Annotated in this window: 25 protein-coding genes; 11 read left to right on the forward strand and 14 right to left on the reverse strand. The window is 63.3% G+C overall.

Annotation, left to right across the window (positions count from 1 at the left end):
• Positions 1 to 495 precede the first annotated feature (495 nt).
• The 14 genes from bioB to ACS7SF_RS11345 form a co-directional block, all read right to left on the reverse strand.
• The gene (gene bioB, locus ACS7SF_RS11280; protein ID WP_439889871.1) at positions 496 to 1578 is read right to left on the reverse strand and encodes a biotin synthase BioB; all 1083 of its coding nucleotides are present in this window, start codon (positions 1576 to 1578) and stop codon (positions 496 to 498) included.
• Positions 1579 to 1629: 51 nt separating this feature from the next.
• Complete coding sequence (locus ACS7SF_RS11285; protein WP_439889872.1) at positions 1630 to 2424, reverse strand: enoyl-CoA hydratase/isomerase family protein; 795 nt, start codon at positions 2422 to 2424, stop codon at positions 1630 to 1632.
• Positions 2421 to 3329 (reverse strand): dienelactone hydrolase family protein, encoded by a 909-nt coding sequence (locus ACS7SF_RS11290; RefSeq protein WP_439889873.1) that lies wholly within the window; start codon positions 3327 to 3329, stop codon positions 2421 to 2423. The genes ACS7SF_RS11285 and ACS7SF_RS11290 overlap by 4 nt, the downstream gene beginning before the upstream one ends.
• A gap of 34 nt (positions 3330 to 3363) precedes the next feature.
• Positions 3364 to 4971 carry a carboxyl transferase domain-containing protein gene (locus ACS7SF_RS11295; protein WP_439889874.1) on the reverse strand — a complete coding sequence of 536 codons (1608 nt, stop codon included), beginning with the start codon at positions 4969 to 4971 and terminating at the stop codon, positions 3364 to 3366.
• A gap of 16 nt (positions 4972 to 4987) precedes the next feature.
• Entirely contained in the window at positions 4988 to 5428 is a 441-nt protein-coding gene (locus ACS7SF_RS11300) for a YchJ family protein (protein ID WP_439889875.1), read from the reverse strand.
• The gene (locus ACS7SF_RS11305; RefSeq protein ID WP_439889876.1) at positions 5428 to 6126 is read right to left on the reverse strand and encodes an HAD family hydrolase; all 699 of its coding nucleotides are present in this window, start codon (positions 6124 to 6126) and stop codon (positions 5428 to 5430) included. Before ACS7SF_RS11305 ends, ACS7SF_RS11300 begins: the two co-directional genes overlap by 1 nt.
• Positions 6123 to 6548 (reverse strand): rhodanese-like domain-containing protein, encoded by a 426-nt coding sequence (locus ACS7SF_RS11310; protein WP_439889877.1) that lies wholly within the window; start codon positions 6546 to 6548, stop codon positions 6123 to 6125. The genes ACS7SF_RS11305 and ACS7SF_RS11310 overlap by 4 nt, the downstream gene beginning before the upstream one ends.
• 21 nt (positions 6549 to 6569) lie before the next feature.
• Positions 6570 to 7700, reverse strand: a complete 1131-nt coding sequence (locus ACS7SF_RS11315) for an acyl-CoA dehydrogenase family protein (RefSeq protein WP_439889878.1) — start codon at positions 7698 to 7700, stop codon at positions 6570 to 6572.
• A 10-nt stretch (positions 7701 to 7710) separates the two neighbouring features.
• Positions 7711 to 8424, reverse strand: coding sequence for an SDR family oxidoreductase (locus ACS7SF_RS11320; RefSeq protein ID WP_439889879.1), 714 nt, complete (start codon positions 8422 to 8424; stop codon positions 7711 to 7713).
• A 17-nt stretch (positions 8425 to 8441) separates the two neighbouring features.
• Positions 8442 to 9623: an acetyl-CoA C-acetyltransferase gene (locus tag ACS7SF_RS11325; RefSeq protein WP_439889880.1), complete on the reverse strand. Its 1182-nt coding sequence runs from the start codon at positions 9621 to 9623 to the stop codon at positions 8442 to 8444.
• Between the two features lie 661 nt (positions 9624 to 10284).
• Positions 10285 to 10965, reverse strand: a complete 681-nt coding sequence (gene can, locus ACS7SF_RS11330; RefSeq protein ID WP_439889881.1) for a carbonate dehydratase — start codon at positions 10963 to 10965, stop codon at positions 10285 to 10287.
• A 23-nt stretch (positions 10966 to 10988) separates the two neighbouring features.
• Positions 10989 to 12839, reverse strand: a complete 1851-nt coding sequence (aceK, locus tag ACS7SF_RS11335) for a bifunctional isocitrate dehydrogenase kinase/phosphatase (protein WP_439889882.1) — start codon at positions 12837 to 12839, stop codon at positions 10989 to 10991.
• 159 nt (positions 12840 to 12998) lie between these two features.
• Positions 12999 to 14180 carry an isovaleryl-CoA dehydrogenase gene (locus tag ACS7SF_RS11340; RefSeq protein ID WP_439889883.1) on the reverse strand — a complete coding sequence of 394 codons (1182 nt, stop codon included), beginning with the start codon at positions 14178 to 14180 and terminating at the stop codon, positions 12999 to 13001.
• Positions 14181 to 14347: 167 nt separating this feature from the next.
• Positions 14348 to 14845, reverse strand: a complete 498-nt coding sequence (locus ACS7SF_RS11345) for a MerR family transcriptional regulator (protein ID WP_439889884.1) — start codon at positions 14843 to 14845, stop codon at positions 14348 to 14350.
• A gap of 173 nt (positions 14846 to 15018) precedes the next feature.
• On the opposite strand from ACS7SF_RS11345, the gene ACS7SF_RS11350 reads away from it, so the two are divergent.
• From ACS7SF_RS11350 to ACS7SF_RS11400, 11 genes are all read left to right on the forward strand, one after another.
• Positions 15019 to 16098 (forward strand): MBL fold metallo-hydrolase, encoded by a 1080-nt coding sequence (locus ACS7SF_RS11350; RefSeq protein ID WP_439889885.1) that lies wholly within the window; start codon positions 15019 to 15021, stop codon positions 16096 to 16098.
• Positions 16099 to 16118: 20 nt separating this feature from the next.
• Positions 16119 to 16505, forward strand: coding sequence for an antibiotic biosynthesis monooxygenase family protein (locus ACS7SF_RS11355; RefSeq protein WP_439889886.1), 387 nt, complete (start codon positions 16119 to 16121; stop codon positions 16503 to 16505).
• 236 nt (positions 16506 to 16741) lie between these two features.
• Positions 16742 to 17467, forward strand: a complete 726-nt coding sequence (locus ACS7SF_RS11360) for a fimbria/pilus chaperone family protein (protein WP_439889887.1) — start codon at positions 16742 to 16744, stop codon at positions 17465 to 17467.
• A 139-nt stretch (positions 17468 to 17606) separates the two neighbouring features.
• Positions 17607 to 20000: a fimbria/pilus outer membrane usher protein gene (locus ACS7SF_RS11365; protein WP_439889888.1), complete on the forward strand. Its 2394-nt coding sequence runs from the start codon at positions 17607 to 17609 to the stop codon at positions 19998 to 20000.
• A gap of 246 nt (positions 20001 to 20246) precedes the next feature.
• Positions 20247 to 20885 (forward strand): DUF1120 domain-containing protein, encoded by a 639-nt coding sequence (locus ACS7SF_RS11370; RefSeq protein WP_439889889.1) that lies wholly within the window; start codon positions 20247 to 20249, stop codon positions 20883 to 20885.
• Positions 20886 to 20974: 89 nt separating this feature from the next.
• Positions 20975 to 21613: a DUF1120 domain-containing protein gene (locus tag ACS7SF_RS11375; protein WP_439889890.1), complete on the forward strand. Its 639-nt coding sequence runs from the start codon at positions 20975 to 20977 to the stop codon at positions 21611 to 21613.
• A gap of 77 nt (positions 21614 to 21690) precedes the next feature.
• On the forward strand, positions 21691 to 22332 hold the full coding sequence (locus tag ACS7SF_RS11380; RefSeq protein WP_439889891.1) for a DUF1120 domain-containing protein: 642 nt from the start codon (positions 21691 to 21693) through the stop codon (positions 22330 to 22332).
• Between the two features lie 76 nt (positions 22333 to 22408).
• A complete protein-coding gene (locus tag ACS7SF_RS11385; RefSeq protein WP_439889892.1) occupies positions 22409 to 23074 on the forward strand; it encodes a DUF1120 domain-containing protein in 666 nt (221 codons plus the stop codon).
• Between the two features lie 80 nt (positions 23075 to 23154).
• Positions 23155 to 23805, forward strand: coding sequence for a DUF1120 domain-containing protein (locus ACS7SF_RS11390; RefSeq protein WP_439889893.1), 651 nt, complete (start codon positions 23155 to 23157; stop codon positions 23803 to 23805).
• Positions 23806 to 23897: 92 nt separating this feature from the next.
• Positions 23898 to 24545 carry a DUF1120 domain-containing protein gene (locus ACS7SF_RS11395; protein ID WP_439889894.1) on the forward strand — a complete coding sequence of 216 codons (648 nt, stop codon included), beginning with the start codon at positions 23898 to 23900 and terminating at the stop codon, positions 24543 to 24545.
• Positions 24546 to 24621: 76 nt separating this feature from the next.
• Entirely contained in the window at positions 24622 to 25263 is a 642-nt protein-coding gene (locus ACS7SF_RS11400) for a DUF1120 domain-containing protein (protein ID WP_439889895.1), read from the forward strand.
• Positions 25264 to 25324 lie beyond the last annotated feature (61 nt).

Raw genomic sequence — 25324 nt, forward strand, 5'->3', positions numbered from 1 at the left:
TTGAATTTTTGTAACCGGGCGGAGACGGGGAAAACTCGCTTCGCTCAGACAGTTCCCCGTCTTTTTTCCGCCCGCTTACAAAAATTCAAGGCGCCATCTAGGGCAGGAACGTCAACGGCCAAACCGTTGGTGTGCGTGCTCTGTCAGGCTCTTGTTTGTTGCTGTGTTGCCGTTGCTTTCCGGTTGCTTCGCTCTGCGTTTTGCCGCGTACCTACTACTGCGTTTGTGCTGCGATGGTGTGGCCGTACCCTGCCCTAGATGGCGCCTTGAATTTCTGTTGCAGGGAGGAAAAAGAGGGGAGGCTGTTTGAGCGAAGCGAGTTTGCCTCTCCTCCCTCCCTGCAACAGAAATTCAAGGAGTGTTTCGCCATCTCGGGCGCGCCTTTCTTTGCTTACTTTCTTTGGCAAGACAAAGAAAGTGAGTCGGCCCCGGCAGGGGACGAAAGGGAGGCAGACCACCAACACAAAAACCCACCTCCCGACAAAGCCAAGCAAATCAATCAGCCGGCGTAATGTCGATATGGCAATGCGAAGAATGCGAGTGCGCAGCATCAGCGCTGTGGTGCATGTGATCCTGCACCTCAACCCGCATCCCCAACCGCGCCAGCAACTTCCGATCAGCGTCAGCTTCCGGGTTGTCGGTCGTCAGCAGCTTCTCGCCATAGAAGATCGAGTTAGCCCCCGCCATAAAGCACAGCGCCTGCAACGCATCATCCATCGCCTCACGGCCAGCGGAGAGCCGCACCATCGCCTTGGGCATCGTGATCCGCGCCACGGCAATCGTCCGCACAAAATCAAACGGATCCAGCTCTTCGTTCCCCGCCAGCGGCGTCCCTTCCACCTTCACCAGGTTGTTGATCGGCACCGAATCCGGATACGGCTCCATGTTCGCCAACTCGGCGATCAGGCCCGCACGCTCGTGCACCGATTCGCCCAGGCCAACGATACCGCCGCAGCACACGTTGATGCCCGCATCACGCACATGCTCCAGCGTGTCGAGCCGGTCCTGGTACGTGCGCGTGGTGATGATCTCGCCGTAAAACTCGGGCGCGGTGTCGAGGTTGTGGTTGTAGTAGTCGAGGCCTGCGTCCTTCAACTGCGCAGCCTGTTCCTGCTTGAGCATGCCCAGCGTCACACAGGTCTCCAGCCCCATCGCTTTCACGCCGCGCACCATGTCAGCCACAGCATCGAGCTGATGCGGCTTCGGGTTGCGCCACGCGGCACCCATGCAGAAGCGGCTCGCGCCGTTCTGCTTGGCGCGCGATGCAGCTTCCAGCACTTCGTCGATCGGCATCAGCTTTTCAGCCTCAACACCCGTGTCGTAGCGCGCCGATTGCGGGCAGTACGAGCAGTCTTCCGGGCAACCGCCCGTCTTGATGGACAGCAGCGTCGAGAGCTGCACCGCGTTCGCATCAAAGTTGGCGCGGTGGACTTGCTGCGCCTGGAACAGCAGGTCGTTGAACGGCAGCGCGAACAGCGCTTCGATGGCTTCGCGGCTCCAGCGCGCGTCGGGGGCTTGGCCCGGCGTGACGGGCACCTTGCCGGCGTTCGGAACGAAGTTGAGCGGAGTGTGTTGCATGGGGACTTCCTTCAAATGATTTTTTGATGCGTGGTTTCGTAGTTATACGGTTCAGGCCGGCAGCAGCCAATTCGGCTTGCGCTTGCCCAGAAAACTTTGCACGCCTTCGCGGCCTTCTTCTGAGGCGCGAATGGCGGCGATACGTTCAGCGGTATCGGCCACCAGTGCGTCATTGACGGGCGCACCGGCCACCTCCCGCACGAGGCGCTTGCTCTCACGCACGGCGTTCGGGCTGTTGGCGACGAGTGCTGCGGTGATGTCGTTCACCTTGGCGTCGAGCAAGTCAGCGTTCACCAGCTCATGCACGAGGCCAAGGCGATGCGCCTCGGCCGCAGAGAAGCGCTCGGCGGTGATGAAGTAGCGGCGCGAGGCCTGCTCGCCCAACGCGCGGATCACGTACGGGCTGATGGTGGCCGGAATCAACCCGAGCTTGGCTTCCGACAGGCAGAAGTTGGCCGTCTCCACCGCCACCACGATATCGCACGCGGCGACCAGGCCGACGCCACCGGCATACGTGTCGCCTTGCACGCGCGCGATCACGGGCTTGGGGCAGGTGTAGATGGCGCGCAGCATTTCGGCCAGGCGCAGGGCATCGGCGCGGTTCTCGTCATCGGAGTAAACGGCCATCTTCTTCATCCAGTTCAGGTCGGCGCCGGCGCAGAAGGCAGGGCCGGTGCCGGCTAGGACGATGGCGCGCACGCTCGGCTCATCGGCCAGTGCGCGGAACGCACCGGTCAGCTCGGCGATGACGGTCTCGTTGAAGGCGTTGCGCACGTCGGGCCGGTTGAGCGTGAGCGTGGCGACCGCGCCGTGTTGCGCGAAGGCGAGGGTTTCGAAGGCGTTCATTGCGTGTCCTTGTTGGGGCCGTCTTGTGTGCTCGCGTTGGCGGGGACCGGGCCGGCGGGCAAACCGAGTTCGCGGAGGAAGGCATCCACCTTGGGCAGCCAGATGTCCAGGCCTGCACGGCTGGCGAACATGCCGTGCGAATCGCTCTGGAAGTTGCCGTAATCGACCAAGCGCGCCTTGCCGCCCGCATTGGTATAGGCAGCAAACATCTTCTCCGGCAGCGGCTTGGGCCAGTAGCTGTCGTTGTCGCCGTAGAACCATAGCGATGGGTAACGTGACTGGCGCCCGTAGTTTTCGAAGGCGCGCACGAGGTTGTCTTCCCACGAGACGCAGGTGTCGTTGCGCAGGCCGCCGGCAAAGTTCACCAGGCCGCGTACACCGGGGTAGCTGATGGTGCCGAAGGCCATCGTGGTGAGGCCGCCGTGCGACTGGCCCATGATGACGATGCGGTCGCGGTCCACATACGGCTGCTTGGTCATGTAGTCGAGCGTGGCGACCACGTCTTCGGTCTGCACGATGCCGTTAGCCTCGACATTGCAGCCGCCGCCGATATACGCACCACCCGACTTGGAGAAGCCCTGGCGCATCGGGATCACCACCACATAGCCCCGCGCGACCAGTGCCGCGGCCTGTGCGGTATAACGCGCGCGGCTCTGGAACGCCGGGTTGCCGTGCGCCTTGCCATGGTTGAGCACGATCAGCGGAAACGGCCCGTCACCGGCCGGCTTGTAGACCGTGGTTTCCAGCTTGACGGTGAAGATGCCCGCAGACTTGGGGACTTCCACAACCGCTTCGCTCAGGCCGCTGGCAGACTTGTCTTGCGCATAGGCGGCGGTGGTCAGCAGCGCGGCGCAGCCAATGGCCGCACACGCGCCGCTCCATGCTCGCCTGACCTTCTTGTTCACTGCATTCCCCAGTTCAATTCAACCGGCGGCCCGCTTACATGCGGAACACGCCGAAGTTCATGTCGCCGATCGGCGCGTTCAGGCTGGCCGACAGGCCCAGGCCCAGCACGCTGCGCGTGTCGGCCGGGTCGATTACGCCGTCGTCCCACAAGCGCGCGCTGGCGTAGTACGGGTGGCCTTGGCGCTCGTACTGGTCGCGGATCGGCGCCTTGAAGGCGGCTTCTTCATCGGCGCTCCACTGGCCGCCCTTGGCTTCAATGCCGTCACGGCGCACCGTGGCGAGCACGCTGGCCGCCTGCTCGCCGCCCATCACCGAGATGCGTGCGTTCGGCCACATCCACAGGAAGCGCGGCGAATACGCCCGCCCGCACATGCCGTAGTTACCCGCGCCAAACGAACCGCCGATGATGACCGTGAACTTGGGCACCTGCGCCGTCGCCACGGCCGTCACCATCTTCGCGCCGTTCTTGGCGATACCTTCGTTCTCGTACTTACGCCCGACCATGAAGCCGGTGATGTTCTGCAGGAACACCAGCGGGATCTTGCGTTGGCAGCACAGTTCGATGAAGTGCGCGCCCTTGAGGGCCGCCTCTGAAAACAGAATGCCGTTGTTGGCGATGATGCCGACCGGGTAGCCCCAGATGCGCGCAAAGCCGCAGACGAGCGTGGTGCCGTAGCGCGCCTTGAATTCATCAAAGGCGGAATCATCGACGATGCGAGCGATGACCTCGCGCACATCGAACGGCTTGCGCGTATCGGTCGGGATCACGCCATACAGTTCTTCCGCCGGAAAACGCGGCTCGACCGGCGCGTGAATCTGCACCTGCTCGGGCTTCCGGCGGTTCAGGTGGGCGACGATGCTGCGGGCTTGTGCCAGTGCGTGCGAGTCGTTGTTGGCGAAGTAGTCCGCCACGCCAGACAGGCGCGTGTGCACATCGGCACCGCCCAGGTCTTCCGCGCTCACCACCTCACCGGTCGCAGCCTTCACCAGCGGCGGGCCCGCCAGAAAGATCGTGCCCTGTTCCTTCACGATGATCGACTCGTCGCTCATGGCGGGCACGTACGCGCCGCCGGCCGTGCAGGAGCCCATCACCACCGCGATCTGCGGAATGCCCTTGGACGACAGATTGGCCTGGTTGTAGAAGATGCGGCCGAAGTGGTCGCGGTCGGGGAAGACGTCATCCTGGTTCGGCAGGTTGGCGCCGCCCGAGTCGACCAGGTAGACGCAGGGCAGGTGGTTCTGCTCGGCAATCTCCTGCGCGCGCAGGTGCTTCTTCACCGTCATCGGGTAGTACGTGCCGCCCTTGACTGTGGCGTCGTTGCAGACAATCACGCATTCCTGCCCCGAGATGCGGCCGATACCGGTGATGATGCCGGCGCCAGGCGCTGCGTCGTCGTACATGCCATACGCCGCCAGCTGCGAGAACTCCAGGAACGGCGTGCCGGGGTCGAGCAGTTGCTGCACGCGGTCGCGCGGCAGCAGCTTGCCGCGCGCGAGGTGCTTGGCGCGGGCGTCATCACCGCCGCCCTGGGCGATGCGGGCCACCTTGTCGCGCAAATCGGCGACGAGGGTGCGCATGGCATCGGCGTTGGCCTTGAAGTCTTCGGCACGGGGGTTCAGCTTGGTTTCGAGCGTCGGCATGGCGGAGGTGCGAGGTTCAGTCGGGGAAGGTGCCGTCGACGTACAGCCAACGGCCCTCAGGGGATTCAGCGCCGCTGGCGTCCAGGCGGACGAAGCGGCTGGTTTCATGCAGGCGATGCGCGCGGCCGCCCACCTTGTAGCGGGCGACGAATTCCACCGTCGCGTGCGTAGCGTCTTGCGTTATGTGGTGCTTCACGTCCAGGCCGAGCCAGCGGGTGGCGGCGGCATCCGCTTCAGTCGTTTCCAGATCGACGGGGCAGGTGGACGGATGCCACGTGCGGCGCAGATACGTCGTGTCACCCAGCACATAGGCGCTGTAGCGCGAGCGCATGAGCAATTCGGCCGTGGCCGGCACCGCCTCGCCCGCGTGGAATGGGCCGCAGCAGCGCGCATAGGCGCCACCGCCGCAGGGGCACGCGTCGGTCGGGCCGATGGACTTGGCTTGGGGCGCGGACATCAGGCCAGCAGGTCCGGCAGTTCGCGCATGTCGGTAAACGTGCGCGTGGCGCCGGCGGCGATCAGCGGGCCCGGCGCGTTGCGGCCGGCGTAGGCCAGCACCGTCATGCCGGCAGCGTGGCCGGCGGTGACGCCCGTCGGGCTGTCTTCGATCACCAGGCACCGCGACGGCGAGACCCCCAGGCTGCGGGCCGCCAGCAAATACACATCGGGCGCCGGCTTGCTGCGCGCGACTTCGGTGGCCGAGAAGATGCGCACGTCCGTCGGACGGAAGTGCTCGATCAAACCGGTGCGATTCAGTTGCAACTCCACCTTCGTGCGATCGGCGCCCGAGGCCACGGCCATCGGCAGGCCCAGCTTGGAGAGCACATCAATGGCATGCGCGATATGCGGCACCGCTTCCACTTCGGCTTCGAGCAGCGCGTTGCGGCGCGCGTGGAAGGTGGACAGCCAGTTGGGCGGCAGCGGCGCGCCGCGCATCTCGGCAATCGCGTCCAATTCTTCGCGGATGGCCTTGCCGAGGAAGCGCTTGATGGAGTCTTCCGGGCTGATGTTGATGCCAAGCTCGGTCAGCATCTCCCAGATCAGTCGGTTGACGAGGGGTTCGCTGTCGACGAGCACGCCGTCGCAATCGAACAGGATGGCGTCAAAGCGTGGGTGGCGAGGTTGGGTCGCGGCGGATTGAGAGACTGCAGTCATGCTTTTTTCGTCGGTTTTTCGTAAGCGGTTTTTTCGTAGGCAATGACGGGGGCCCCGGCTGCCTTCCAGGCGGTGAATCCGCCCTCGATATGGGCGACACGTTCCAGCCCCATGTCCTGCACGGTCTTGGTGGCCAGCGCGCTGCGCCAGCCGGCCGCGCAGAAGAAGACGAAGGTCTTGTCTTGCGCAAAGGCCGGCTTGTGATACGGCGATTCGGGGTCGACCCAGAATTCCAGCATGCCGCGCGGGGCGTGCAGCGCGTGCGGGATCACGCCTTCGCGTTCCAACTCGCGGATGTCGCGCACGTCGACAAACTGGACGGCCGGGTCGTCGATCAAGGCGCGCGCCTCGTCCACCGAGAGCGTGCGCACTTCGGCCATGGCTTGGTCGACCAGTGCGCGGAATCCTTTCTTCATGGGCATGGCAGTGCGCTCTTTGTTGGCCTACGCGAGGGCGCGGGCGATCAGGATTTTCTGGATATCGCTGGTGCCTTCGTAGATCTGGCACACGCGCACGTCGCGGTAGATGCGTTCCACCGGGAAGTCGCTCACGTAGCCGTAACCGCCGAAGACCTGGATGGCGTCGGAGCACACGCGCTCGGCCATCTCGCTGGCGTTGAGCTTGGCCATGGCCGCTTCTTTCAGGCATGGCAGGCCGGCGTCCTTCAGGCTGGCGGCATGCCAGACCATCTGCCGCGCCACGTCCACACGCGTCGCCATCTCGGCCAGGCGGAACTGCACCGCCTGATGCGCAAACAGCGGCTGGCCGAAGCTCTCGCGCTCCTTGGCATAGGCCAGCGCCGCTTCGAAGGCCGCACGCGCCATGCCCACGCTCTGTGCGGCAATGCCGATGCGCCCGCCTTCCAGCCCGGACAGTGCCATTTTGTAGCCCGCGCCTTCTTCACCCAGCAGGCAATCGGCGGGGATGCGGCAATCCTCAAACACGATCTGCGCCGTGTCGGACGAATGCTGGCCGAGCTTGTCTTCCAGCCGCGCGACGATGTAGCCCGGTGTCTTGGTCGGCACCAGGAACGCGCTGATGCCGCGCTTGCCTGCCGCCTTGTCCGTTACGGCCATGACGATCGCCACATCGGCATGCTTGCCGCTGGTGATGAACTGCTTCACGCCGTTGAGCACCCAGTGGTCGCCGTCTCGTGTGGCAGTGGTGCGCAGGGCCGAGGCATCGGAGCCGACGTGCGGCTCGGTCAGGCAGAACGCGCCGAGCATCTCGCCGCGCGCCAGCGGCACGAGCCACTGCTGCTTCTGCGCGTCGTTCGCAAACGCCATCAGCATGCTGCACACCGGGCAGTTGTTCACGCTGATGACGGTGGAGGTACCGCCATCGCCGGCGGCAATCTCTTCCAGGATCAGCGCGAGCGACAGGTAGTCGAGCCCCGCGCCGCCGAGTTCTTCCGGCACCGCCACGCCATACGCGCCCAGCTCGCCGAGCTGGCGGTGCACGTCTTTCGGGAACGTGCCATCGCGGTCCCACGCAGCCGCGTGCGGGGTGATCGCCTCCCGCACGAAGGTGCGGATGGCGTCGCGGATCATCTCTTGTTCTTGGGTCAACAGCATCGTTCTTGCCTCACCACTCAATGACGCTGCCGTCGTAGTTGCGGAAGCCGCCGTTGTCGGCGCGCGTGGCATTGGCAATCACGCGGCGGATACCGGCCACGCTCTCTTGCGGCGTGATGGCCGCGCCGGCGCCGCCCATGTCGGTCTGCACCCAGCCGGGGTGGAAGGTCAGGCACGTGGCGTTCTTGGCGTCGAATGACAGCGCATGCAGTACGGCATTCACCGCCGCCTTGCTGGCGCGATACAGCCAGCCTCCGTTGCCTTGCATATCGCCGATGCTGCCCATGCGGCTGGAGATGACGGCCAGCACGCCGCCGGGCTCGTCGGCGCCATTGCGGCCGGCTTCCACCATCGGCAGCACGGCGGGCAGCACGCCCATGGGCGCCCACACGTTGGTGTGCATCACGGCATCAAAGTCGGCCTGGCTGACGGGCGTGGCGTTCTGCGTGCGCGGGCCGTAGATGCCCGCCACGTAGATCGCCACGTCCAGCGCTTCACCGTCGAGCTTCCACGCCAGGCCCGCGACGGCATTGGCGTCCGTCAGGTCCAGCACGTGCGTTTCCGCGCCCAGGGCCTGCAACGCCTGTGCCGCTTCTTGTGAGCGCACGGTGGCGATCACGCGCCAGCCGTCGGCCCGGTACTGCTTGACCGTTTCCAGGCCGATGCCACGCGACGCGCCCAGGATGAGTGCAGTGCGCGTGCGGCGGGATGTTGCATTCGTCATCGTGCTGGCGGTTCCGTTTAGTAGAGTTCGATGCCCACAGCCGTGGCTTCACCACCGCCAATGCACAGGCTAGCTACGCCGCGCTTGCCGCCACGGTGGCGCAGCGCGCCCAGCAGCGTCGCCATCACGCGCGCGCCCGATGCGCCGATCGGATGGCCCAGCGCACATGCGCCGCCATTCACGTTCACCTTCTCGTGCGGGATGTGCAGGTCGTGCATGGCAGCCATCGGCACCACGGCAAACGCTTCGTTGATCTCGAACAGATCGACGTTGCCCGAATTCCAGTCGAGCTTCTTGAACAGCTTGTCGATGGCCGCGACCGGCGCAGTGGTGAACCAGCCCGGTGCCTGCGCGTGCGTGGTGTGGCCCAGCATCACCGCCAGCGGCGTGATGCCGAGTTGCTTGGCAGTCGACTCGCGCATCATCACGAGTGCAGCCGCACCATCGTTGATCGACGAGGACGAAGCGGCCGTTACCGTGCCGTCTTTCTTGAACGCGGGCTTGAGCGAGGGGATCTTGTCGACCTTGATGCGGCGCGGGCCTTCATCGGTGTCGATGACGGTGTCGCCGGCCTTGCTCGACACAGTGACGGGCGTGATTTCCCAGCGGAACGCGCCGGACTCGGTGGCCTCTTGCGCGCGGCGCACGGACGTCATCGCGAAGTGGTCCTGCGCCTTGCGGGTGAAGCCGTACTTCTCGGCGCAGTCTTCACCGAAGGTGCCCATGGCGCGGCCCTTGTCGTAAGCGTCTTCCAGGCCATCCAACATCATGTGGTCGTAGATCATGCCGTGGCCGATGCGGTAGCCGCCGCGGCCTTTCGGGATCAGGTACGGGGCGTTGGTCATGCTTTCCATGCCGCCCGCCACCACCACATCCAGCGAGCCTGCGAGCAGTGCGTCGTAGGCATTCATCGCGGCGCGCATGCCCGAACCGCACATCTTGTTGACTGTGGTGCAGCCGACCGACAGCGGCAGGCCCGCGCCCAATGCGGCCTGGCGTGCTGGTGCTTGGCCTTGGCCAGCCGGCAGCACACAGCCCATGATGACTTCTTCGATCTGCTCGGGCTTCAGGCCCGCTCGTTCGACTGCCGCGCGGATGGCAGCGGCGCCGAGTTGCGGAGCGGTGAGGCTGGCGAGTTCGCCCTGGAAGGCGCCCATCGGGGTGCGGGCTGCTGAGGCGATGATGATGCGGTCGGACATGACTATCTCCTGGTGTGCTGTTCAACATGGTCTGCACTTGTGGTGCAGGGGCTATGTGTCTCTTGCTTTGGGTGGGCCTTGTTGGTCCATCTCCCTTTCACCCCCTGCCGGGGGCGACTCACTTTCTTTGTCTTGCCAAAGAAAGTAAGCAAAGAAAGGCGCGCCCGAGATGGCGACACCCTCCTTGACTTTGTGTAACCGGGCGGAGACGGGGAAAACTCGCTGCGCTCAGACAGTTCCCCGTCTTTTTTCCGCCCGCTTACAAAAATCCAAGGCGCCATCTAGGGCAGGGTACGGCCACACCATCGGTGTGCTGTCCTAGGTGGCTCTTGTTTGTTGCTGTGTTGCTCGCTTTGCTGCGCGTTGTGTTGCCGGTCCCTACTGCACTGGTGGTCGATGGTTTGGCTTTTGACGTTCCTGCCCTTGATGGCGCCTTGAATTTCTGTTGCAAGGAGGAAAAGGGAAGGGGAACTGTTTGAGCGCAGCGAGTTTTCCCCTTCCCCTCCTTGCGACATAAATTCAAGGGATGGGTCGCCATCTCGGGCGCGCTTTTCTTTGCTTACTTTCTTTGGCAAGACAAAGAAAGTGAGTCAGCCCCGGCAGGGGATGAAACAAGGGATGGACCACCAACAAAAAAACCACCCCCCAAACAGCAACAAAATCAGAACCCCACAGGAGTCGGCACACTCCCTTCCTTCCCGTAGTTCTTCCAAGCCTCACCCAACTGCGCATGCAGTTCCTCATTCGAACTCGCCGCCATGCCCAGATTGCGCAGCATCCCGTCCTTCACGCCATAAATCCACCCATGCACAGTCAGCGGCTGCCCACGATCCCACGCGTCCTGCACGATCGTTGTCAGGCAGACGTTGTTCACCTGGTGGATCACGTTCAACTCACACAGCCGATCATGCTGGTCCTGTTGGCGCACCACCGTGCCGAGATACGTCTCATGCTGCTCTGCCACGTCACGCACGTGACGAATCCAGTTATCCGCCAGCCCAAAGCGCTGCTTGGTCAACGCAGCCTTCACACCGGAACACCCGTAGTGCCCCACCACGGTGATATGCCGAATCTTCAACACCTCCACCGCAAACTGCAGCACCGACAGGCAGTTCAGATCCGAGTGCACGACCACGTTGGCGATGTTGCGGTGGACGAACACCTCGCCCGGCGGCAGGCCGATGATCTGGTTGGCAGGCACGCGCGAGTCCGAGCAGCCGATCCACAGGTACTCCGGGTTCTGCTGGTTGGCGAGCGCCGAGAAGAACGTCGGGTCTTCCGCATTGACGCGCTCGACCCACTTCCGGTTGTTTTCAAACAGTGCTTTGATGCGATTCGGCATGGTTTCCCGTCGTGTTGAGAGAGTTAGGCGGCGGCGCGTTGCAGCGCAGACGTTGTGTGTTCCGTTGTCTGTTCGGCTGCAGTCCCCTGTGCGCCGGCGCCGTATCGGTTGACGAAGCGTTCGCTCGCGTCATACGCGTAGAAATCGTGTGTTTGCCCCGAAAGCAGGCGGTCTTTGTAGGCCTGCCACATGGCTGGGTCGAAGAAATCCGCATGGTGCTTGAGGAAGGCCTCGCGCACGCGCGGGTCGCCCAGCAGGAAGGTGCCGTACGTCTCCGGGAAGATGTCGTGCGGGCCGACGCTGTACCAGACCTCGCCGGACATCTCTTCTTCTTCATTGCGCGGCTGCGGGACCTTGCGGACGTTGCAGTCGGTGAGGTATTCGATCTCGTCGTAGTCGTAGAACACCACGCGGCCGTGGCGCGTCACGCCAAAGTTCTTGTACAGCATGTCGCCGGGGAAGATGTTCGCGGCGATCAGTTCCTTGATGGCGTTGCCGTATTCGATGATGCCGTGCTCGACCTGCGCATCGGTGCCTTCCTGCAGCCAGATGTTCAGCGGCGTCATGCGGCGCTCGATGTAGACGTGGCGGATGACGATCTCTTCGCTGCCGTCTTCGCCACGCTGGTATTCGACCATCGAGGGCGCATGCTTTTCCAGCTCTTTGATCAGCGCTTCGTCAAAGCGCGAGAGCGGGAAGGCCACGTCGGAATATTCCAGCGTATCAGCCATGCGGCCCACGCGGTCGTGACGCTTCACCAGCTGGTACTTGCTCTTGATCAGCTCGCGCGTGGTTTCCTTCGGCGGCGGGAAGTAATCCTTGATGACCTTGAAGACGTACGGGTACGACGGCAGCGTGAACACCAGCATCACCAGGCCCTTGATGCCGGGCGCGATGATGAACTTGTCCGATGAATGCTGCAGGTGGTGGAGGAAATCCCGGTAGAACAGGTTCTTGCCCTGCTTCTGCAGGCCGAGCGAGGTGTAGATCTCGGCGCGCGGCTTGCGCGGCATCAGGTCACGCAAAAAGGTTACGTAGGCGGACGGAATCTCCATGTCCACCATGAAGTACGAGTGCGTGAACGAGAACAGGATCAGCAACTGTTCCGGGCGCAGCAGCACGGTGTCCAGCCGCAGCTGGCCGCTCGCATTGCGCATGATGGGCACGGCCAGTGGATAGGTCTTATCGCCGTTGATCACGCGCCCGATGATGTACGCCGCCGTGTTGCGGAAGAACAGCGACGACAGCACGTGGATCTGGAAATTCGGCGCGATGCGGTAGTCGCCAAAGTGTTCTTCGACGGCGCGCATCAGGTAACCGATGTCGCGGCGCAGGTCTTCAAACGGGGCTTCGAGCTGGAAGTTGTGCACGATGCGCTCGAAGCAATCGCCCAGACCTTCACGTGTGCCAGGGTAGTAGGCGCGGTACGTCGGCTTGGTGGGCGACTCTTCGTTCTCGATGTATTCCGTCGAGATGGCTGGCCGCACGAAGATGAAATCGTTGCTGAAGTACGAGCGGTGCAGGATGCGCGTGCACACCGAGTTGAAGAAGGTCTCGGCCAGCTCCGGCTGGTGATGGTTGGTCAAGAGGCCGATGTAGTGCAGCTTGATCTGGCGCCAGATTTCGTCGTCGATGTTCTCGGCGTCGTATTCGTCTTCGAGGATGACCGACGCTTCACGCACGCGCTCGTCGTAGTAGGCAATGCGATCGCGCTGCAGCTGCTGCATGGCTGCCCAATCCCCGTGCTCGAACGCCGCCTTGGCCTGCACGCAGACCTCGCGGAACAAGCGGTAGTGCTTGTCGAAGCCGTCGAGCATCGTGCGGGCGACGTCAAAGGCGATCTGCGACGAGAGGAGCTTGGGGAAGTGGGACATGGCGTGTGCGCGGGGGGAGGGCGGGAGAGCAACAAAACCAGCAGACCACGGAAGACCTCGATTGTAGGGTCTTCGGTGTCGTGTTCGCGTCCTGAAACCGTTGCGCCTCCTTATCCGTTTGGCGGATGACGCCGTGCCATCCGCCCGCCCCCGCCTGCCTTACATCGTTTCTGCGTACAGCTCCCGGCCGATCAGCATGCGGCGGATTTCCGACGTGCCGGCGCCGATCTCGTACAGCTTGGCGTCACGCCACAGACGGCCGACCGGGAATTCGTTGATGTAGCCGTTGCCGCCGAGGATCTGGATGGCTTCGCCGGCCATCCAGGTGGCCTTTTCGGCGGTATAGAGGATCACCCCGGCGCAGTCCTTGCGCACCTGGCGCACGTGGTCGCGGCCCAGCGAATCGAGGTTCTTGCCGACCGTGTACAGGTACGCGCGGCACGCCTGCAGCGTGGTGTACATATCGGCCATCTTGCCCTGAATGAGCTGGAATTCCCCAATGCTCTGGCCGAACTGCTTGCGGTCGTGGATGTACGGCGTGACCACGTCCATGCAGGCCTGCATGATGCCGATCGGGCCGCCGGAGAGCACCGCGCGCTCGTAGTCCAGGCCGCTCATCAGCACCTTGGTGCCGCCGTTTTCCTGGCCGAGGATGTTTTCCACCGGCACTTCTACGTTGTCGAACACCAGCTCGCCGGTGTGCGAGCCGCGCATGCCGAGCTTGTCCAGCTTCTGCGCCACCGAGAAGCCCTTCATGCCCTTTTCGACGATGAACGCCGTCATGCCGCGCGCGCCCAGCTCGGGCTCGGTCTTGGCGTAGACGACCAGCACGTCGCAGTCCGGGCCGTTGGTGATCCACATCTTGGTGCCGTTGAGCACGTAGCGGTCGCCTTTCAGCTCTGCGCGCAGCTTCATGCTGACGACGTCGGAGCCGGCATTCGGCTCGCTCATTGCCAGCGCGCCAACCCATTCACCCGACACCAGCTTGGGCAAGTACTTGGCCTTCTGGGCCGCCGTGCCGTTGCGGTGGATCTGGTTGACGCACAGGTTCGAGTGCGCGCCATACGACAGGCCGACCGACGCCGAGGCACGGCTGATTTCTTCCATGGCGATCATGTGCGCCAGGTAGCCCATGTTGGCGCCGCCGTATTCCTCGGCCACCGTGATGCCCAGCACACCCAGCTCACCCATCTTGCGCCACGCGTCCATCGGGAACTGGTCGGTGCGATCGATCTCGCCTGCACGCGGTGCCAGCTCGCCCTGCGCCCAGTCGCGCACGGCCGAACGCAGCATCTCGATGTCTTCGCCCAAGTCGAATTTCAAGCCGGGCAGGTCAATCATGGTGGTCTCCTTGGGCGCGGTTCAAGCCGCGAGTGTCTCTGGTAAGTGGTCTGGCGCGGTGCGGTGCACGCCGCTTGTGGCAGGCGCACCGATGCCGGGAGGGTGCTGCAGGGTGTTGCGTATTGTATTGACGTTGACGTAAACGTCAACTACGTAAGATCACCGAATCACGCGGTCTTGCGTCGCTTCGGCGGCTTGGCGGTGCCGGCCTGTGCGTCTTCCAGCAGGCGACGGCATTGACGCTCGTGCTGGTCGATCTCGGCTAACTGGGCGTTCAGGTCATCCAACTGCTGCGTGAGCACCGCGCGATGCTGCGCCAGCGAGGCGAGAAAGCGCTCCAGCTGCGGCACCGTATCGCGCGGAGACTCGTACAGATCGAGGATCTCCTTGATCTCGCCCAGCGACAGCCCGAGCCGCTTGCCGCGCAGGGTCAGCTTCAGGCGCGTGCGCTCGCCGGCGGAGTACACGCGGCGGCGTCCGCCCGGGCCCTGGCGATCCGGTGCCAGCAGGCCCTGGTCTTCATAGAAGCGGATGGCGCGCGGCGTGATGTCGAATTCACGTGCGAGGTCGGTGATGGTGTAGCTGGCGTCCGCTTGTTCGCAGGCGTCGCCCGATTCGAGATCGGCGGTCAGCGTGGCGGCGGCAGACGGAGTGGAAGCGGACATACGGCGGAGAATCCAGTGATGGCAGAAGCACGCCGGGCTGTGCCTTGAAGTTTTCGCTTAAGATGGAAGGCCGGCGGCGAATTGACGTTTACGTTAGCGTCAATTGCCAAAAATCGCAATTGCAAAGACCGCTTGATGACTGCTCCCAAGGCGGCGACCGAGACCACATTCCCATGAACGCGCTCGAACACCAACTCGACTATCCCTTTGGCGACACGCTGCCCGAAGGTGGCACGCGGTATGAAGTCGCCCCTGGCGTCTATTGGCTGCGCATGCCGCTGCCGTTTGCGCTGGACCACATCAACCTCTGGCTGCTGCGCGATCACCAGGACGGGCAAGACGGCTGGACGATCATCGATTGCGGCATCAACCACGAAGCCATTCGCGGGTATTGGGAAAGCATTTTCGCGAACCACCTTGATGGCCTGCCGGTGTTGCGCGTGCTGGTCACGCACTGCCATCCGGACCACGTTGGTCTGTCGAGCTGGCTGTGCGAGGGCGGCGATGAGAAACGCTGGAACGTGCGCCTGTGGATGAGCCTGGGCGATTACGCCTTCGCCCGCATGCTGGTGGGCGGCACAGGGGCGTCGAACGCCGGCGGAGAATTTGCCGCGCGCCACTTCGAGCGCCATGGCCTGACAGACCCCGACTCCATCGAGCGCATCCGCAACCGCAAGGACTACTACAGCACGCTGGTGCCCGGTGTTCCCGGTCAGTACCGCCGCCTGATGGATGGCAATGTCGTCACCATCGGCCGGCACACCTGGCGCGTCATCACCGGCTTTGGCCATGCGCCCGAGCATGTCGCGCTCTACAGCCAGGATGCCAACGTGCTGATCTCCGGCGACATGGTCCTGCCGCGCATCTCCACCAACGTGAGCGTGTTCGACATTGAGCCTGAGGCTGATCCGCTCACGCTGTATCTCGACTCGCTGACCAAGTACGAGCCCCTGCCGGCCGATGTGCTGATCCTGCCATCGCATGGCCGGCCGTTTCGCGGGCTGCATACGCGCATTCAGCAACTGCGCTACCACCATGCCGACCGGCTCGCCGATACGCTGGCCGCATGCAAAACCGCGCCGCAATCCGCGCGGGACATCGTCAACGTCATCTTCAAGCGCCAGTTTGACGTGCACCAGATGACGTTTGCGATGGGCGAGGCGTTGGCCCACCTGCATGCGCTCTGGCACCGCAGCGAATTGGTGCGCGAGACCGGCACCGATGGCATCGTCCGCTTTCACGCCGCAACCTGACCGAAGACCCGGAGCCCACCATGGCTGACCAACACGACGTTCTCGACGACAGCGCCCTCGCGTTGCCGTTTCCTGCACAGACGCCCACGGCGCCGTACTACGCCGTGATCTTCTCCTCCACGCGCACCGATGGCGATAACGGCTACGGTGCGATGGCCGATCGCATGGTCGAACTGGCCCGCGACATGCCGGGCTTCCTGGGCATCGAGTCCGTGCGTGATGAGCTGGCGGGCGATCAGGGGCGGCCGGGTATCACGGTGTCGTACTGGTCATCGCTGGAGGCCATCCGCGAGTGGAAGAACCAGAGCGAGCACCTGGCCGCGCAGAAGATGGGGCGCGAGCAGTGGTATGCGTCGTATCACCTGCGCATTGCCAGGGTGGAGTACGACTATGGGTTCGAGCGGTAGTACGCGTTCGCCCAACGCCGCAGTCAAATCGTAGCCCTTGCCGACAAGGCTATGCTCGGCTCACGCGACGCAAAGCAACGTGCCAAGGCGTATGGCACCGTGTTGCGAGTAAGTCCTTGAATAATCGGGGTTTCTTGAATTCCTCAGGAGGCGTCGAATAGGACTTTTCTCATTTATACAAATCTCCATCATCCGTAGCATGAAGTCATCCAAGTACACATCTCAACGGAGGCTTCATGAACCACCACACTGCAACCCAACGCAAGGTTGGATCGTTCCTCAAGCTGGCTCTATGTAGCGCGGCACTGGGCGCGGCCATTTGCGCCACCCCCGCTGCGGCAGGCACCTTCACCTTGCAAAGCCCGGGCGTAGTCCTGTCGGAACAGGACTCCCGCGTAGCCTTCAACGTGAAGAACGACGGAGAGAGCCCGATGCTGCTGGTCACCAAGCTGGCAGATCTGGACGACGGCAATTTCGCCGGGCGCGTGCTGGTGGCGCCGCCGGTGACGCGCATTGATCCGGGCCAGAGCCAGCAGGTGAACTTCATCCTCAAGAAAGGCCCGGCGCTGGAGCGTGAAGTCATGCTCAAGGCCTCGTTTGAAGGCGTGACCCAGCAGAGCGAGAAAAGCGGGATGGTGTTTCCCGTGCGCCAAGACGTCGGTTTCATGATCCAGCCGGCGGCAGTGCCCAAGGTGAGCGACCCATGGCGTGATCTTGAGGTCAGCGCCTCGGCCAGCGAGTTGGTGCTGCACAACCCTGGCAAGCATGTGATCCGGCTGGGCCGCTCGATGACGCTCAAGCCCAGCGGTCAAGTCGTGAACCTGGACGGCGCGTACGTCATGCCCGGGGCCACCAAGCGCACACCGATCACCTCGCAGCCCACGACACTCGGTATCGTGCCGCTGAGCCGCTACGGCTTTACGCTGGACCCAGTGGAATTGCCGGTGGCCACAGTCAACTAAGCGCCACCGCTTGGCACCGCTGCATGCTGCGGGTTGCCTGCCCTGAGGGACAGGCAACCATTCAACTCAAGCGGCGCTACCGCACAATCTCCCTCCGGCTTCACCGCGACTCACCAACATTCCTCTGGGAGGGAAAACCATGTCTGTTCCGAGCCGGCTCTTGCCACTGTGCGCAGCGCTGCTGCTTGCGCTCCCGGCAAGTCATGCCGCGGCCGCGACAGACAAGGATGTCACGTTTGATGTGCAGACGCTCCAGGGGCTCGGTTTTACGGCCGACCTCGCCAGCTACTTCAGCAAGGCGCCGCGCTTTCTGCCGGGTGTCCAACCCGTGACGATCAACGTCAACGCCAGCCGCAAGTACCTGGTCGACGCCACCTTCGATAACGACGGCAATCTGTGCATCACGCCGGGGCTGCTGTCTTCGCTGCGCCTGAAGGCCGATGGCGTGCCTGATGGGTGCTCCGATCTCCAAACTCTCTGGCCTGGCGCCAACGCGCGCCTGTTTCCGGGGGAATACCGCATTGAACTGACCGTGCCTGAAGCCGCCTTCCCCGCGCAAGGGCGTGACGACGGCATGCTGCGCGGTGGCACGGCGGCGCTGCTGAACTACAACCTGTTTGCGCAGCAGATTCAATCTAACTCCAACAGCTTCAACTACTTTCAGGCAGACCTGCAGCCCGGTTTCAATGCCGGCGGCTGGAGCGTGCGCTCGCGCGGTGTGTATACGCACGGCGATCAGGGCAGCCGCTACCAGCAGCAAGAAGCCTATGTGCAGCGGCCGGTCGAATCGCTGCAAGCGCTGACCCAACTGGGGCAGATCAGCGGCTTCGGGCAGACCTTTGGCGGCCTGCCCATGCTGGGCGCACAGATCGGTGTCGACCACGCCCAACTGGGCGCCACGCCGCTGGCCGTCCCGATTCAAGGGCTGGCCACCAGCCAGGCGACGATCGAGGTGCGTCAGCGCGGGCGCCTGCTGTATCGCACCGTGGTGCAGCCGGGGCCGTTCACGCTGGCGGAAATCAGCGGCATGACGGGCGGCGTCGACCTTGATGTCGACGTGATCGAAGACACCGGCCAACGCCGCCACTTCACCGTACCGGCGCTCGCCGCAGGGCGGCCCGCGCAGCAGGCCACGAACTGGTCGGCCGCTGTGGGCCGCTATCGTTCGTATGATCGCGAGAGCGAACGCAAGGCCCCGCTGCTGGCAACGGGCGAGCTGTCGTTCAATGCCACCGAGAAGGTTCGCCTCACGTCGGGTGCCGTGTTTTCGGCCCCGCACCAGGTCGTGGGAGCGGAGTCGACATGGTCGGTGTCGGACGCGGCGTGGTTGACCATGGGCTCGCGCCTCGCACACACGCAGGGTTTCGGCTCGGGGGCGGAGGTGAGTGCCCAGGGCTCGCTCCAATTGGGCGGCAACCTGTCGGCCTCGGCCTCGTGGCTGGCGCGCACCCAACGCTATGCCAACGCCACGGAAGCCTTCGAGTCGCCCGACCGGCTGAACGAAACGCCACGCTTGCAGCATGCCCCGGCAGCCACGGTGGTGTGGGCCCACCCGCGCTGGGGCGTGGCCTCCTACACCGTTGGCTACAACCGCTACTACGCGAACGAGAGCGTTGGCAACGCGGGCGGTGGCTTGTCGCACAACTTGAACCTAGCGCGGCAATTCGGGCCGGCCAATCTCAGCTTGTCTTTGCAGAAGCAGCCGTTTCAAGGCTTCGCCGCGTATCTGATCTTCAGCATGCCGTTGGGCGGTGGCTCGCTGCGCGGCAACGTGTACCGCGATGCCAACGGCCAACTCTCAGCCGGCGCCACCTATGACGGCAAGATCGGGCCTGATCAAAGCTACACGGTGGGCGTTACCGGCACCGAAGACAATCAACGCTTGAATGCATCGACCAACCTGCGCACGGCATACAGCCAGGTTTCGGCCGGCGTGGGGCAGTCGACCAACAATGCCCGCTCGGTGTACGGCTCGGCGACAGGCTCGCTGGTGTACGTTCGCGGCGGTGGCTTTGGCACATCGCCCGCGCCGGTCAGCGATACCTTTGCGTTGCTCACGGTGCAGGATCAGGCCGGTCTGCGCGTGCAGGCGCCGGGAGGCTCGTCCAAAACGAATGCGCTGGGCACCGCCGTCATTCCGAACGTGCTGCCCTATATGCGCTCGCAATTGCAGGTGGACTCGCGCAGCGTGCCCCTCAACACGCGGCTGGACACCACCACGCTCAGCCTTGGCCAGGCGCGCGGCAGCGTCGGCGTTTACCACATCGGCGCATCCACGCAGCGCCAACTCCTACTGACCATCAAAGACGCCGAAGGCAACCCGGCCGCGCTGGGCGCCAGCGTGTATGACGAAAGCGGCGCTTTCATGGGCATTGTCGTTGGCGAGGGCAACTTCATGCTGACCAACGAGCAGATCGGCAAAACGCTGACCCTGGTTGGCGGCAACGGTACCCGTTGCCAGATCTCATATACCGCTCCTGAACACTTCGACGAGAACAGCCCATACGAAGAGGCCGAGGCGCAGTGCCGTTGAACAGCAACCCGCTTGCTGAGGGCTAGCCCGGTGCGGCGCACGTATGCGCGTCGCGGTCGGACAACAGTGAAGAACTGGGGCTGGAATATCGGACTTTTCTCATTTTTTCGAAACCCCTTGCCTCATACGATGAAGTTGTGGCCAGGCAGGTCTGCACCGGTTACCGCCCAAGAAGGTGGCGGCCTGAGGCCGGAGCCCAGTACACATTTCGACCGCTTTTTCATCGCATCCCCAAGGAGTTTTTTCATGCAAGCTCGCTCGCTCAACCTCATCGCACTGGCCGCGCTGACCCTGGCTGCTGCCACGGCACACGCCGCCGCACCCACGGCAGAACTGAAGGTGAAAGGCACCATCGACGTGCCCACCTGCACCGTGGCTGCCGCCAATAGCGGTGTCTATGATTTCGGTGGCATTGGCAACACGCTCATCAAGCCCGGCACCACGCATACCGCGTTGACCCCGCTCAGCCAGAACTGGACGGTCACCTGCGATGCCGACACCTTTCTGACGTTCTCAGTGGTTGACAACCGGGCGACCTCGGTCAGCACCGTTGCCACCAACAACTTCGGCTTGGGCACGGTCAACACCACCGGCAAGATCGGCTACTACACCGTGAACCTGACGAGCCCGACGGTCGATAGCGTTGCCTCCAGCACGTTTGCGACCACCGGTACGACTATCAGCAGCGCAGCGTCCACCAATCTCTATGCCGGCGGCAACAAGATGGGCTGGTCTACGGGTGCAGCGCTCAAGTCGGGCAAGGTGTTTGGCGCAACCCTGGCCGTCACGCCAAACATTGGCGGCACCACCACCATGAACGGCGCGCTTGTTGACGAAGTCGATCTGGACGGTTCGCTCACGCTGAACTACGCCTTCGGCCTGTAATTCAACCTGTAAGACAGCGCGACCTGCCCGAGCGATCGGGCTGGGGCCACCGGCTCTCCACTGCATCCCACAAATTCAAAAGTCTCGATATGCAAGCTCGCTCGCTCAACCTCGCTGCACTGGCCGCGCTGACCCTGGCTGCTGCCACCGCGCACGCCGCCGCACCCACGGCTGAACTCAAAGTGAAAGGCACTCTCAAGGCGCCCACTTGCACCGTGGCCGCCGCCGATGATGGCCTCTTCGATTTCGGTAGCGTCAGCCCCACGCTGATCAAGCCCGGCGCCACGCATACCGCGCTGACCGCGCTCAGCAAGAACTGGACGGTCACCTGCGATGCCGACACCTACCTGACCTTCTCCGTGACCGACAACCGTGCCACCTCGGTGAGCACTGGAGGTAACCCAGGCTACTTCGGCCTGGGCATGGTCAACACCACAGGCAAGATCGGTTACTACTACGTGCTCCTGTCGAGCCCGACGGTCGATAGCGTTGCGTCCAGCACGTTTACGACCAACACCACGACCATCACAAGCGCCGCGACCGCCTACCTCAATACCGGCTACAAGCAAGGCTGGTCCACGGGCGCAGCGCTCAAGTCGGGCAAGGTGTTTGGCGCAACGCTGGCCGTCACGCCATACATTGGCGGCACCACCACCATGAACGGTGCAATCACCGACACGGTGGATCTCGACGGTTCGCTCACGCTGAACTACGCCTTCGGTCTGTAAGACAGCGCGACCTGCCCGAGCGATCGGGCGGGGGCCACAGGCTCTCCATCGCACCCCATCCATTCAAGAGTCTCGACATGCAAGCTCGTTCGCTCAACCTCGTCGCACTGGCCGCGCTGGCCCTGGCTGCTGCCACCGCACACGCCGCCGCACCCACGGCAGAACTGAAAGTGAAAGGCACCATCAAGGCGCCCACGTGCACTGTGGCCGTCGCCGATGACGGTGTCTACGATTTCGGTTCCATCTCGCCCACGCGCATTCAGCCCGGTACCGCGCACACCGCGTTGACCCCGATCAGCAAGGTCTGGACGGTCACCTGTGATGCCGACACCTACCTGACCTATACCTCCATCGACAACCGATCGACCTCGCTCAGTACAGCGGGCAACAACAACTTTGGCATGGGTAAGGTCAACGGTACCGGCAACATTGGCTACTACCAGGCACTCATGTCGAACCCGACTGTCAACGGTGTAACGACCAGCCTCTTCGGCACCACCGGTACCACCGTGAGCCCTGTGGCAACGGGTGCTCTCAACACGGCCGCTGGCTTTAAGCACGGTTGGGCTGTCGGTGCCGCGCAAAAGTCCGGCAGAGCGTTCGGCATAACCCTCGCCGTCACGCCCTACCTTGGTGGCACGACCACCATGAACGGCGCGATCACCGACAAGGTGGATCTCGACGGTTCGATCACGCTGAACTACGCCTTCGGTCTGTGAGGCACGCGGCCTGCCTGAGCGATCGGGCAGAGGCCACTGGCTCTCCATTGCGCCCCATCCATTCAAGAGTCTCAACATGCAAGCTCGCTCGCTCAACCTCGCCGCACTGGCCGCGCTGACCCTGGCTGCTGCCACCACCGCACACGCCGCCGCGCCCACGGCAGAACTGAAAGTGAAAGGCACCCTCAAGGCGCCCACTTGCACCGTGGCCGCCGCCGATGGCGGTGTCTACGATTTCGGTTCCATCTCACCCACGCTGATCAAGCCGGGCACGACGCATACCGCACTGACCCCTCTCAAGAAGAACTGGGTAGTCACCTGCGATGCCGAAACGTTTCTCACGTTCAGGGTCGTGGACAACCGTGCCAGTTCAGCCAGCGACACCACCTACGCGTACAACCTCGGCCTTGGCAACGTCAACGCCACCGGCAAGATCGGCTACTACATCGTGACGATGAGCAACGCGACGGTCAATGGTATGAGCACCAACGCCTTCCGCGCCCATCCCGCGGGCGGAGGTGGAGCGCCCTGGGGCAACCCAGCCACCGAGTTGTATGCGACCCACCAGATGGGTTGGGCTACGGGATCGGCCTACGCTGCCACTCTGAAGTCGGGCAAGGTGTTTGCCGCCGACTTCGAGGTTCAGCCCTACCTTGGTGGTACGAGCACCATGAACGGCGCCATCAAGGACGAGGTGGTGCTAGACGGCTCGGCTACGCTGAACTACGCCTTCGGCCTGTAAGGCGGCGCGACCTGCCCGGGGGATCGGGCAGGCGTCATCGCCGCTCCATCGCCTCTCACAAAGAATCCAAGAGTCTCGACATGCAAGCTCGCTCGCTCAACCTCGTCGCACTGGCCGCGCTGACCCTGGCTGCTGCCACCGCACACGCCGCCGCACCCACGGCAGAACTGAAAGTTGCCGGCACCCTCAAGGCGCCCACGTGCACCGTGGCCGTCGCCGATGGTGGTGTCTACGATTTCGGTTCCATTTCGCCCACGCGCATCCAGCCCGGCACCACGCACACCAAGTTGGATTCGCTCAAGAAGGTCTGGACGGTCACCTGTGATGCCGACACTTACCTGGCCCACTCCGCCACTGATAACCGAGTGACCTCTGTCAGTACCGTGGGAGTGAACAACTTCGGCCTGGGTAAGGTCAACGGCACCGGCAACCTTGGCTACTACCAAGCACTCATCTCGAACCCGACGGTCGATGGTGTAACGACCACCATCTTCTATGCAGCGGCCGGCGGCCCCGTGCCCGCCACCGGTGGGTCATCGGGTCTTATCTCCAACGCGGTCGGCTACAAGCATGGATGGTCTGTTGGCGCCGCGCAAAAAGCCGGCAAAGCGTTCGGCTTGACCATAGAAGTTGTGCCCTACCTTGGCGGCACGACCACCATGAACGGTGCAATTACTGACAAGGTGGACCTCGACGGTTCGCTCACGCTGACCTACACCTTCGGCCTGTAGTTCAGCCTGTAAGACAGCGCGACCTGCCCGAGTGATCGGGCGGGGGGCGCGGGCCCTCCATCGCATTTCAGAAAAATATCAAGAGTCTCGACATGCAAGCTCGCTCACTCAAACTCGCCGCACTGGCCGCGCTGACCCTGGCGGCTGCCACCGCACACGCCGCCGCACCCACGGCAGAACTGAAAGTGAAAGGCACCCTCAAGGCACCCACTTGCACGGTGGTGGCCGCCGATGACGGTGTCTACGATTTCAATAGCATTGACCCCACGCTCATCAAGTCCGGCACCACGCACACCGCACTGACTCCGATCAGCAAAAACTGGACGGTCACCTGCGATGCCAATACCTACCTGACCTTCGGCGTGCTCGACAACCGCGATGCCTCTGTTAGTACCGCCGGCGTCAATAACTTCGGCATGGGCAAGGTCAATGGCACTGGCAACATCGGCTACTACACCGTGACCTTCGCCAACACGACCGTCGACAGCGTTCCCAGCAGCTCGTTCTGGGTGAACACGACCAGCAGCGCGGGGTTCAGCGACCGTACCTCGGTCGTCCTCTCCAAAGGCACCTATTTGCAAGGCTGGTCGTCTGGCGGTACGCAGAAGGTGGGCAAGGTGTTTGGCTCAACCCTGTCTGTTGCTCCGTATTTGGGTGGCACGACCACGATGAACGGCGCGATTACCGACAAGGTGGATTTAGACGGCTCTCTCACGCTGAACTACGCCTTCGGCCTGTAAGACGCGCAACCCGCCCGAGCGATCGGGCGGGGGTCACCAGCTTTCCACCGCATCCCACAAATTTAAGAGTCTCGACATGCAAGCTCGCTCGCTCAACCTCGTCGCACTGGCCGCGCTGACCCTGGCGGCTGCCACCGCACACGCCGCCGCACCCACGGCAGAACTGAAAGTGAAAGGCACCATCGACGTGCCCAACTGCACCGTGGCCGCGGCAGATAGCGGTGTCTACGATTTCGGTTCCATCTCGCCCACGCGCATCCAGCCCGGCACCGCGCACACCGCATTGACCCCGATCAGCAAGGTCTGGACGGTCACCTGTGATGCTGAGACCTACCTGACCTATACCGTCACCGATAACCGATCGACCTCGCTCAGTACAGTGGGCGCCAACAACTTTGGCATGGGTAAGGTCAACGGTACCGGCAACATTGGGTACTACCAGGTCAACCTCTCGAACCCAACCGTTGACAGTGCAGTGACCACCATCTTCGGCACCACCGGCACCTCCGTGATCTCTGCGTCAACGGGTGCTCTCAACACGACCGCCGGCTATAAGCAAGGTTGGTCAGTCGGCACCGCGCAAAAATCCGGCAAGGTGTTCGGCTTGACCCTTGCAGTCGCGCCCTATCTTGGTGGCACGACCACCATGAACGGCGCGATCACCGACAAGATCGATCTCGATGGCTCGGTCACGCTGACCTACGCCTTTGGTCTATAAGACAATGCGACCTGCCCGAGCAATCGGGCGGGAGGGGCGGGGGCCCTCCATCGCGTTTCAG

Source organism: Ralstonia sp. 25C, from assembly GCF_051904805.1.
Taxonomy (GTDB): domain Bacteria; phylum Pseudomonadota; class Gammaproteobacteria; order Burkholderiales; family Burkholderiaceae; genus Ralstonia.